This is a genomic window from Vallitalea maricola (assembly GCF_036985595.1).
In the GTDB taxonomy this organism is placed as follows: Bacteria; Bacillota; Clostridia; order Lachnospirales; family Vallitaleaceae; genus Vallitalea; species Vallitalea maricola.
On sequence record NZ_BTPU01000193.1, the window covers coordinates 1 to 303 of the forward strand.

Genomic DNA, 303 nt, shown 5'->3' on the forward strand with positions numbered 1-303 from the left:
ATATTCCTTAGCTAAATATATTGAAGTTAAACCTTTTCCACATCCTAGGTCAAGTACTCGCATTCCTTTTTCTAATTTTAATGATTCTGCCAACTCTGAAATAATCCTCATTGAGTTAGGACCCATCATGTTGCTCTTAATGAACTCTTCATCATAATTATAACTATTTTCAAACATAGAACCTTACCTACCTTCCTAACCTTTTGCTCATTATGCTAAACTTTAGTACCTATAATACGTTTTACTTCTAATACATCCATAACAACCACTAAAAAAGAACAAGGTGGATGTTATGGATGTATT

The 303-nt window shown here is 31.7% G+C and carries 1 protein-coding gene; it reads right to left on the reverse strand.

Annotated elements, in window-relative coordinates; all coding sequences use genetic code 11:
- Nucleotides 1-177: SAM-dependent methyltransferase (locus tag AACQ14_RS23840; protein ID WP_423248008.1), on the reverse strand; the 177-nt coding region annotated here is incomplete at its 3' end.
- Between the last annotated feature and the right edge of the window lie 126 nt (nucleotides 178-303).